At 36.0% G+C, this 11388-nt stretch carries 7 protein-coding genes; 3 read left to right on the top strand and 4 right to left on the bottom strand.

Annotated elements, in window-relative coordinates; all coding sequences use genetic code 11:
- Positions 1-195: 195 nt before the first annotated feature.
- Positions 196-1521: a sigma-54-dependent transcriptional regulator gene (locus QWT87_RS11710; protein WP_302716239.1), complete on the bottom strand. Its 1326-nt coding sequence runs from the start codon at positions 1519-1521 to the stop codon at positions 196-198.
- A 146-nt stretch (positions 1522-1667) separates the two neighbouring features.
- On the opposite strand from QWT87_RS11710, the gene QWT87_RS11705 reads away from it, so the two are divergent.
- Complete coding sequence (locus QWT87_RS11705; RefSeq protein WP_302716238.1) at positions 1668-4535, top strand: M16 family metallopeptidase; 2868 nt, start codon at positions 1668-1670, stop codon at positions 4533-4535.
- Between the two features lie 31 nt (positions 4536-4566).
- Here QWT87_RS11705 and QWT87_RS11700 read toward each other — a convergent pair whose 3' ends face one another.
- Positions 4567-6705 carry a S46 family peptidase gene (locus QWT87_RS11700; RefSeq protein ID WP_302716237.1) on the bottom strand — a complete coding sequence of 713 codons (2139 nt, stop codon included), beginning with the start codon at positions 6703-6705 and terminating at the stop codon, positions 4567-4569.
- A gap of 315 nt (positions 6706-7020) precedes the next feature.
- Between QWT87_RS11700 and QWT87_RS11695 the strand changes: the two genes are divergently transcribed.
- Positions 7021-7497 carry a copper resistance protein NlpE gene (locus tag QWT87_RS11695; RefSeq protein ID WP_302716236.1) on the top strand — a complete coding sequence of 159 codons (477 nt, stop codon included), beginning with the start codon at positions 7021-7023 and terminating at the stop codon, positions 7495-7497.
- A 56-nt stretch (positions 7498-7553) separates the two neighbouring features.
- Here QWT87_RS11695 and QWT87_RS11690 read toward each other — a convergent pair whose 3' ends face one another.
- Positions 7554-8201: an MgtC/SapB family protein gene (locus tag QWT87_RS11690; protein ID WP_302716235.1), complete on the bottom strand. Its 648-nt coding sequence runs from the start codon at positions 8199-8201 to the stop codon at positions 7554-7556.
- An 85-nt stretch (positions 8202-8286) separates the two neighbouring features.
- On the opposite strand from QWT87_RS11690, the gene QWT87_RS11685 reads away from it, so the two are divergent.
- On the top strand, positions 8287-8988 hold the full coding sequence (locus QWT87_RS11685) for a hypothetical protein (RefSeq protein WP_302716234.1): 702 nt from the start codon (positions 8287-8289) through the stop codon (positions 8986-8988).
- 50 nt (positions 8989-9038) lie between these two features.
- Here the strand turns inward: QWT87_RS11685 and QWT87_RS11680 are convergent, their stop codons facing one another.
- Entirely contained in the window at positions 9039-11339 is a 2301-nt protein-coding gene (locus QWT87_RS11680; protein ID WP_302716233.1) for a T9SS type A sorting domain-containing protein, read from the bottom strand.
- Positions 11340-11388: the final 49 nt, after the last annotated feature.

Here is an 11388-nt window from a genome sequence, read left to right as displayed (position 1 = left end):
CTATGTTCCTTTATATTTTTGAAGGCATTTTTTAGCTTAAAGCGAAGCTTCTCTTATATAATCTTAACTTCTAAACTAAAACTTAATGGTTTAATTCTTAATGTATTTAAAATTAATTATAATTAAATGATAATCAATTATTTATTGTTTTAAATAAAATGCTCCAGTATCTACAGCGTGGATTTTAATTAACATTTATCTCAAATGATATTCTTCCAGTTTGCGGTATAAGGTAGCAATCCCGATTTCCAGTAATCTCGCTGCTTCTGCCTTGTTTCCTTTGGTGTATTGAAGCACTTTCTGAATGTGCTCCTTTTCCAGAGATTTTATGCTGAAAGAATCGTTTTCAGAAGAAACTTTTTCAGAGTAACGAGGAAGACTTTCTGCATCAAGGATATGGTCGTTCATTAGAATTAAGCTTCTTTCTACGGTGTTTCGAAGTTCCCGTATGTTTCCTTTCCAGTCGTTTTTTTCCAATGTTTTATAATATTCCGGAGAGATTTCAATATTGGAGATATGAAGTTTTTGAGAAAAAACATTCACAAAATTTTTAGCCAGAGCTTTCAGATCCTCTTTTCTCTCGCGAAGCGACGGAAGCCTGATTTCAAAGATATTCAGTCGGAAATAAAGATCCTCACGGAAGTTTCCCTGCTTTATTTCTTCCTCCAGATCACGGTTTGTTGCGGCAATCAGCCGGAAATCCGATCTGGAAACCTTCGTTTCTCCCATTTTGATAAATTCTTTGGTTTCCAGTACGCGAAGCAGTTTTGCCTGAAGTTCGATCGGCATTTCTCCGATTTCATCCAGAAATAAAGTTCCGCCATTGGCTTCTTCCACCAGTCCTTTTTTATCTTTTACTGCTCCTGTAAAAGCTCCGGCTTTATGCCCGAAAAGTTCGCTTTCCAGAATTTCTTTGCTGAAAGCGGAACAGTTGATGGCTACAAAATTATTTTTCTTTCTGTCGCTGCCTTCATGAATGGCATTCGCAAAAACTTCCTTTCCGGTTCCTGTTTCACCCGTCAGAAGAACGGTTGCATCCGTTAATGCTACTTTTTCTGCCAGTTTTTTTGCCTGAATAATGGAGGGTGAATTTCCGATAATCGTTTCAAAACCTTTTGAAGAAGAACTCTTCTGAATGATTTTCGATTTGTTATCTTTCGCTTTTTCCAGAGATTTATAAACCAGCGGAATAATTTTATCATTATCATCACCTTTCACCAAATAATCGTAGGCGCCGTTTTTCATTGCCTGAACTGCGTCCGTAATATTTCCGAAAGCCGTCATCAGAATAATTTCCAGATGAGGATATTTGGTTTTGATGGATTTTACTAAATCTACTCCGAAAGCATCGGGAAGCCGAACATCGCTCAGCACGACATCAAATTCATACTGTTCGAGCATCGTCATCGCAGAACGTGCAGTGGAAGCTTCTTTTACGTTAAAATTTTCTTGGGAAAGGATCATTCCTAATAGTTTCAGGAGCTTGATCTCGTCATCAATGATGAGGATGTTTCCTTGCATGGTGTTGTAATTTGGAAAACTGATGCAAACTTAAATATAAAATGCGAATCTTAATCATAGATTTTAATATTTATAAAATGGAAGGATTCTTTTTTGATTGCTTACATTTGTATTCATTCTATTTTTAAGGGTGAAAAATGAAGTTTATGATTGATAAAAAATTCAGGGAAGAAATTCATACAGATAAAAATAACTACGAATATATCACGGTTTCCAATGACGAAAATGGAGTAAGAATTTACACTTTAAAAAATGGTTTAAAGGTTTTTCTTGCCCAAAATTCCGATGCTCCGAGAATCCAGACCTATATTCCTGTGAGAACCGGAAGCAATAACGATCCTTCTGATAATACAGGTTTAGCACATTATCTGGAACACATGATGTTTAAAGGAACCTCTAAATTAGGAACTCAAAACTGGGAAAAGGAAAGTGAATTATTAGATCAGATTTCAGATTTATACGAACAGCATAAAGCTGAAAATGATCCTGAAAAAAAGAAAGAAATTTACCGCAAAATAGATGAAGTTTCTCAGGAAGCCAGTCAGTATGCCATTGCGAATGAATATGATAAGGCAATTTCTTCTTTAGGCGCAAGCGGAACCAACGCGCATACATGGTTCGATGAAACGGTTTACAAAAATAATGTTCCGAACAATGAGCTTGAAAAATGGCTGAAAATAGAGAAAGAACGTTTTTCTGAATTGGCTTTAAGGCTTTTTCATACCGAACTGGAATCTGTTTATGAAGAATTCAACAGAGCACAGGATAACGATTCGCGTCTGGTGAATTATGAACTGATGGATGCTCTTTTTCCTACGCATCCCAACGGACAGCAAACGACTTTAGGAAAGGCAGAACATCTGAAAAATCCTTCCATGAAGGCGATTCATAAATATTTTGATGAATATTATGTTCCGAACAATTATGCTATGGTTTTGGTGGGAGATCTTGATTTTGAAGATACGATTCAGCTTGTTGACCAATATTTCGGAACCATTCCATACAGAGAGCTTCCGAAAAAAACGCCCATTATCGAAAAACCGATTACGGAAATTATAAAACGAACGGTAAAAAGTCCCACAACGCCGAGAGTACAATTGGCGTGGAGAACGGAAAGTTACGGCACAAAAGAAGCGATGTTGGCAGATGTAGTGGTAAATATTCTTAGCAATAGAGGAGAAGCAGGATTGCTGGATCTAAATATCAATCAGACTCAAAAATTATTGTGGGGACAGGCGTATTCAGTAGGTCTGAAACAGTACGGATATTTTTCCATCGTTGCCGTTCCGAAGGAATCGCAGACTTTGGATGAAGCCAGAGATTTGGTTCTGGAGCAGATCGAACTGGTTAAAAAAGGAGAATTTCCGGACTGGATGCTTCCTGCCATCATCAATGATTTTAAAATCCAGAGGATGAAAGCGCTGGAAACCGCAGACGGATTGGCAACAAACCTTTACGATACGTACATCAAAGGAAGAACGTGGGAACAGGAACTGAATGAAATGGATCAGTATGAAAAACTGACAAAAGAAGAGGTTATCGCCTTTGCCAATGAGTTTTTCAGAGATAATTATGTGATCGTTTACAAAGAAAAAGGAGTAAACGAAAAATTAATACGCGTAGAAAATCCGGGAATTACTCCTGTGAAAATAAACCGTGAAGCCCAGTCTGAATTTTTACAACAGATTCTGGAAGAAAAAACAGAAGATATTCAGCCGGAATTTGTGGATTATGAAAAGGAAATTCAGAAGGATGTTGTGAAAGGCAAGACCATAAGTTTCGTTAAAAATAAATACAACGATATTGCGCAGGTTCATTTTATTTTTCCGTTCGGAAGTGATCATGACCGCGATCTTGCCATTTCGACACAGGTTCTTCAGTATCTGGGAACTGAAAAATTCTCTCCGGAAGATCTGAAAAAAGAATTCTTCAAAATCGGCGTTACCAATGATTTTAAAACCACCAACGATCAGCTGATTATTTCGCTGAACGGTCTGGAAGAAAACATTGAAAAAGGGATAGATCTTCTGCAGCATTGGCTGTATGAAGTAAAACCGGATCAGGAAATTTACAGACAGTTTACAGAAACTATTCTGGAAAACCGTGCTGCGATAAAGAAGGATAAAGGCAGAATTATGACGGCTCTTACGAATTATACCAAATTGGGACCTTTCTCACGGTTTACGGATGTTATTTCAAAAGAAGAGCTGGAAAGCAGCAGTGTGGAAGTTTTTACAGACCGGATGAAAAAACTGTTCAGATATCCGTATCAGATATTTTTCTACGGAAGAAATTTTGAAAATTTCACTTCATACATCGGAAAATATACTGAAAATGAAAGTTTTGTCATTCCGGAGCCTAAAAACTATCCGGAACCGGAAACCAATGGAAATGTATATTTTACAGATTACGATATGGTTCAGATGGAAATGAGCAAGGTAGGAAGAGGTCGCAATGTCAACACGGAAAATTTTGGTAAAATCAATGTTTTTAATGAATATTTCGGACGCGGTTTGTCATCCATTGTTTTTCAGGAAATCCGTGAAAGCAAAAGTTTAGCGTATTCAGCATACGTTTCTTACGCAGCGAATTCAGAGCTGGATCATCCGGATTACATTACCACCTACATCGGAACGCAGCCGGACAAATTGCAGATTGCGGTGGATACGATGACTGAACTGATGACCGAGCTTCCTGAAGTGAAGGTACAGTTTGAAAATGCAAAAAATTCTGCTTTGAAACAGATTGCTTCGCAACGGGTAACGAGAACGAATATTTTCTTCAATACGTTAAGATTAAGAAAACTGAATATTCATCACGATTTTAGGAAAGATATCTATCGCCAGATTGAAAGCCTGAGATTTGAAGATTTGAAAGATTTTTATGATCATTACATAAAATCCGTTCACTTCAACACCGCCATTATCGGGAAAAAAGAAAACCTGAACAGGGAAGCGGTTGATAAGATGGGAACCTTCAGGGAAGTAAGTTTAAAAGATATTTTCGGACATTAAAAAAGAGGCTTGAAAAAAGCCTCTTTTTAATTTATTTTACAATCTTCATCTCATCAATCAGCCATTTGGAATCTGCAAATTTATCGATGATGAAAAGAATATACTTCGTATCCACCATGATATTTCTGCTGAAACGAGGGTCATAATTAATGTCGCTCATTGTTCCTTCCCATTGTCTGTCGAAATTCAGTCCTACCAGATTTCCGTTGGCATCAAGAGCCGGACTTCCGGAGTTTCCTCCCGTTGTGTGGTTGGTAGCTGTAAATCCTACAGGAACATCGCCGGTTTTATCTTTGTACACTCCGAAATCTTTCTTGCTGTAAAGATCAATCAGCTTTTTCGGAACATCAAATTCATAATCTCCCGGAACATATTTTTCCATTACTCCCGCCAAATGCGTCTGATAATTGTAAGAAACAGCATCTCTCGGAGAAGAACCTTTCACTTTTCCGTACGTTACACGAAGCGTAGAGTTTGCATCCGGAAAGAATTTTCTGTCTTTATCCGTTGCCATTTGCTGCGCCATATAAGTCTTCTGTAAAGCATCAATTTTCGTCTGCATCGACGTAAACTGAGGATCAGCTTTTGTGATGTAGGTATCTCTCATGGATAAATAAGTCAGATAAACAGGATCTTTTTTCAATGTTTTGATCAGTTTGTCCTGATTGGAGAATGCCTTTTCAATATCCTTGCTCAGAGAAGCTCCGTTTACTTCAGTTCTTCCTGTAATGATGGAGTTTTTAGAATCTTCTTCAATCGTCTGAAGATTTTGCGCTTCATTTTTATATTTTTCAAATCCTGCAGGTAAAAATTCAGGAGCCGTTTTATTGGCATAAAGAGCCAGTAATTTTGCCGTAACTTTTGCATCAAGCTCTGCATTGTAATCTTTGTAGAAAGAAGTCAGCCTGTTTTTAAAGGAAGTGGTTCCTTTTTCGTCTATTCTTCCGGCTTCAACCGCAATAACATAGTTGTAGAAAAGATTGGCAAGCGTTAACGTTTCTGCATTTCTGATGGTTTCAGAATAATATGCGTTGTTTAATGCATAAGGAGCCTGATCGTTGTACAGTTTGTTCAGTTGATCTAAAGTCGTTTTAATGTCTTTATTTTTAGCGATCAGAGAATTTTCGTACTGTACTTTTTTCTCTACCGCGTTAGATTTTTTCAGACCTTCTACTTCGCCGATCCATTTTTTCCAGTAATTGGCTACCGAAGCGTATTTTGAAGCATACTGAATTCTTGTGGCATCATCGGTACGCATTTTTTCGTCCAGTGTTTTCAAAGCAACATCTCTCACTGCAATTTTCGCAGGGTCGGTGTCTTTCATAATTTTTTCAACTGCGATGGCAGGAAGATATTCTGTGGTTCTTCCCGGAAATCCGAATACAAACGTGAAATCATTCTCGTTTTTATCTTTAATGGAAACCGGAAGATAATGTTTCGGAACGTAAGGAACGTTGTCTTTAGAATATTCCGCTGGTTTGTTATTTTTATCAGCATAAATTCTGAACATGGAGAAATCTCCTGTATGTCTTGGCCAAACCCAGTTGTCTGTATCTGAACCGAATTTTCCGATGCTTTGAGGCGGAGCTCCTACCAGACGGATATCTTTGAATGTTTCGATAGTGAAAGCATAGAATTTATTCCCATAATACATGGATCTTACAGAAATCGACTGATAAGGTTCTGTTTTCTGAGAATTTTTGTAAATCTCAATATTTTTGGCAATCTGTTTAGAAAGTTCAGGTTCCTGAAGTTTATCCGTACCTTCTAAAATCTGAGAAGTCACTTCTTTGATATCAACAATAAAGTCTACCGTTACTCCCGGATTCGGAAGTTCTCCCTGAGGATTTTTTGCCCAGAAACCATTTGATAAAAGATCATTCTGTACGGTTGAATGAGACTGAATCTGTCCGTATCCACAGTGATGGTTGGTAAGCAATAACCCTTTTGGCGAGATAATTTCCGCGGTACAGCCTCCGTTGAACTGTACTACCGCATCTTTTATGCTTGCTTTTTGCGGATTGAAAATGTCTTTTGCAGAGATTTTCATTCCCAAATCTTTCATTTCCTTTTCATTAAGCTCCGTTGGAATCCACATTCCGCCGTATTGCTGTGCAAACGTCATTACAGCCGGCAAAAGAAATACAGATAGAAGTATCTTTTTTGTCATAATCAAAATTTTGCCCCAATTTACAAAGAAAAAGGGAGATTTGGATTAAAATTGGCTGATAGTTGATTGTTTTTTTAGAAGCTGTTCAAATTTAATATTTTATGATTCTTTTATTTTTAAAAGCAAAATTTTAATTCAGCATAACGATTATTCTAGAAAAGTAAAAACAAATAAAATTTTTGTATCAGGATTGATGATAAGATTTAATCTTTAATCAGTTCGATCTATCAACCATCAACAAGAAACCATCAACGAGAAACTTTCAGGCGGCTTAATTTTTGTTGCTGAAAAAGCATTCACGCTAAATCATTTATTATGAAAAAAACAATTCAGATTCTGGGAATCGCTCTTGTATCGCTTGTGGTTTCCTGTACACAAAAAGACAAAAATCCTGAAGTGAACCCTAAAACAGATCCGATGGCGATTCAGACTCCGGTGGACAGTACAAAAATGAATTCCGTTGCGGGTGCTGATAATTCAGAAAATTCTTTGGACTGGGACGGAACGTATGAAGCCACAGTTCCATGCGCAGACTGCCCTGGAATTAAAACTACTCTTGTTTTAAGTAAGGATAAATCTTTTAAAATCACAGAAGAATATCTGGAAAGAAATTCTAAAAATGAAGATACAGGCACGTTTGCATGGGATTCTTCCGGAAGCATCATTACATTAAACGGAAAAACTTCAAAATACAAATATAAAGTCGGTGAAAACACACTTACACAGCTTGATATCGAAGGAAAACCAATTGACGGACCGAATAAAGCCCTGTATATTTTTAAAAAGAAATAATCGTATAACTTCCAAAATCCCTCATCTGAAGGGGTTTTTTATTGACATCGATGATATTAAAACTGATAGGCAATTATTTTATCATCTTCCATCAGGTTTTTCATTAAAATTTCATGATTGGTATTATTGCCTGTAACCATCCATGTTGTCGATAAATTTCCCTGTGTGTACTGCTGTTTTGCGAGGGTGAATTTCAGATTATTTTTCTTAAAAAGCTCTTCACAATGTTGAATATCATGGTAATTGACTACCGCAATTTTATATTCCCGGATTTTATGGTGTCTGTCTATAAATTTTTCAAAATAGGTTAAATAATTTAAAACCAATAAAATAAGAAGCGTTCCGAGAAGGGAAAGATATACATATCCGGATCCGACTGCCATTCCGATGGAAGCGGTTGCGAAAATAGTTGTGGCGGTTGTAATTCCGTCTATTTTGCTGTCTCCTTTAAAAATAACGCCTGCTCCAAGGAAACCAATTCCCGTAATGATATTGGCAGCCAGCCGATCCGGATTGGCAACTCCGATTTTAATAGAAAGTATCGTAAACAGGCAGGATCCGAAACAGACCAGAATAAAAGTACGCAAACCTGCCGATTTATTCCGGTACTCGCGTTCTGTTCCGATGAAAATGCCGAGAAGAACGGAAATGAAAATCAGCAGAAGCTCATTCTGGATGACGTAATGATCTTTTAAAAATTCCATTTTGAAGATTTTACTAAATAAAATTACAATAAATCTTTTGATAAAAATTCAAATGAGGTATATTGTACCCTAAAATGCTAAACCATTGAATGAAAGTCTGAAAGATTCCGTTGAAAACCTATATTCTATTTTTTCAAAATATGAAATACGGTCTTTTATAGAGGGATGCCCCTATTGCGTTTCGGATCGTGACAAAGAGAAAATTCATAGTAAGGAACTCAGAGAACTCGAAGAAGAGGATCTTTCCCGATATGCTTTCAAAGCAATGACAACGTGGGGAAATGTGGATGATTTTAAACATTTCCTGCCGAGAATACTGGAACTTTGTATCGATCATGATCTGGGAATCCATCCGTTTGGTATTTTCGGAAAACTGAAGTACGGAAAATTGGAAATCTGGGAATATGCCGAAAAAGAAGCGGTTACAACTTTTCTTTTGGAATGGTGGAAGTATTTCTTAGAAAATAGGACTTTTTTTGATGATGATCTGTTTTTCGGGATCTATAATGCGACGGGTGAAATGGAAAAATTATTAGACTGCTGGAAAGTGGATATTGCCCAAAACAGCTTTATGATTTATGTGGATTTTATCCGGTATTATTATCAGGATTTTGTCAACGAAAACCTGAAAAATAAAAGTTTGAATGAATCGGATCATAAAAAATTTCTGAAATGGATCAAAGAAAATGCGAAAAGTCTTGAAGAAGGTTTTTATTATTTCGAAAAGAGGAATGAAAGTTTTGCAAGGGAAATTTCGGATGCTCTGTATATTTTGGAACATAGCTAAAAAAAGACTGCCTTTGAAAGACAGTCTTTGGTAATAGTATTCAGATCAGTTTAATTTTTAATGAATTTCTGAACGAATGTTTTATCTTTTGTGGATAATTTAATGATATAATTTCCTTTGGCAAGTTCAGAAACATTCATTGAATTTCCTTTTACCGATGCTGAACTTAATATTCTTCCTGAAGCGTCGTAAATTTCAGCTTTTACAATTTCATTTTTAGACTGAATGTTTAAAACTTCTTTTACAGGATTCGGATAGATCGAAACTTCATTGTTTTTTGATACCATTTCGGACGTCGACAATACGTTTTGAACAGTTGTTATGTAAGTATTGGTCACAATCGGAGCATTATAATCAAAATAAATTTTTGCAGTATTACTGAAGCTGTCTCCAATATTTAATGTAGATTTTGTTTTAATTTTAAATGAAACATATCCGCCATTATTTCCTGCCGCGTAAGGAAGCTGAATATTTTCGAAAATAAATTCTACGGTATTCGGATTGATAGTTCGGGTTATAAAGTTATGACTGCTGTTTAACGGAATTAGTGTGGACAGATCAAATTTCGAGGTATCAATCTCATCTTTTACGACAATGTTTTGCGCATTTGCAGTTCCGGTATTCTCAAATCTGATCACATAATGAACATAGTCGCCCACTTTTGCCTGTGTAATGGAAGTTCCTTCCAGACACGTTTTATCATTCGGATCGAAAGAATTGACAACAGTCTGATTTAACGTAAATGTATTATCCAAAGGAGTTTCGTCCGTTGCTCCATTAATTTGAGTGGTATAATTAAGAACCGCGCCACCATTTAACGGAGGAGTTTGCGTAGGAGTATTTAAAGCAAAAGTAATTGTAATTTCTCTGGTTTCAAAAGGATTCAGGTTGCTGAAATTCCAGTTTAAAAGTCCGGTTGACTGAGAATTTACCGTGACGGATGAGCTTGAGAAATCCATCAGGATATCATTGTAATTGAAAGATAAAGTTCCGGATTGTGTTCCGGTTCCTTTATTTTTATAAACGATTTTGTATTTTGCACTGAAGCCTGGTCTTGCCGCAGTAATCGGAATAATTACCGCTTCAAGATCATTGTGTGTTCCATTGGCTGAAAGGCAGAAGTTTTGTATTAATGGGCTCGTTTGCGTTGGAAAATTTGCTGTTAAGCTTGTGGGTGAAATATTGAAATAAGAAGGATTCTCAATAACCGGAGTTATTGTGTGAGAACCAGCGCCTACGGCAATTGAATGATTTCCTGATGCATTCGCAATTAAGCTTCCCGAAACTGTTCCGTTGGTAATATTGAATTTCTGAAAAGCTTTATTACTGTCATTAACATCACAACCGTTATTGTTACCATCATATTTTGTATTTCCCTGAATGGTATAATTTACTCCACCCGGTGTAAAAGAACAGTAAGAGTTTATCACGCAGGAACTTCCAGATGGTAATAAAGCGCTTACATTCGATATTTCTGAATCATCGGCACAAATGTAAACAAGATTAGGAGTGTTGGAAAAAGTTGAATTACTATTTGGGGTAAAATTGTTGATACCATTCTTTATAAACAATGATTGAAGATAGGGATTTGAATCGCATAAAAAAGTCGCCAGATTTGGATTTTGGGAAAAATCAATGCTTGTAAACTTATTAGTCGTACATCTAATCCCTAAAAGTTGTGGAAAAGAGCTGAAATCCTGCGTTGTAAATTTATTATTAAAAATATTTAAATATTCTAAATTAGGTGTTTGGTTTACGGGAAGTGACTGAAGATTATTCACTGCCAGATTTAATGAATTTAGATTAATATTATTATTTAAATAAATGTTATTAAGTTGTGATAACTGAATATCAGCACTATATAAATTTGTTAAACCGGAAAGATTAATAGAAGGAAGGTTTGCCATGAAAATATCAAGATCGTATAATTGGCTGCAACCTTGGATATTAACTGATGAAAGTGCATAACATTGGGAGATGTCAAGTTTATATAAGTAGATGTTATCACTAATATCAAGAGATGTTAAAAGAAGAAAGTTATTAATCCTAAGACTCTCAAGTTTGGTAAAACTTTTAATACCTTCCATTGAAACGATGTTATCAAAATAATAAGAGGAATTAGGGATCATCATTTTATCAAAATTTAACGACTTTATTTTTGCAGCTTCGGTCACCTGAATTTCTCCATCATGATTAGTATCAATAACTGTAGGAAAATCGTTGATATTCAATGCGAAAGATGTAGAGTTAGTGAGTAAAATGTTTTTGAAATTCGCATCCGGAATATTCACAATCTGTGCCTGAAAAACAGCACATAAAACGATACAAATGATTAAATAGATTTTTCTCATGTATTATTAGTTGTTAGTTTATTTTTTTAATTAAAAGCAAAAATAAACC

Origin of the sequence: Chryseobacterium urinae, assembly GCF_030518295.1 — a bacterium.
Classification (GTDB): Bacteria; Bacteroidota; Bacteroidia; order Flavobacteriales; family Weeksellaceae; genus Chryseobacterium; species Chryseobacterium mucoviscidosis.
Note: the sequence above shows the minus strand (reverse complement) of the source record. Positions and strands in the feature narration are given on the sequence as shown.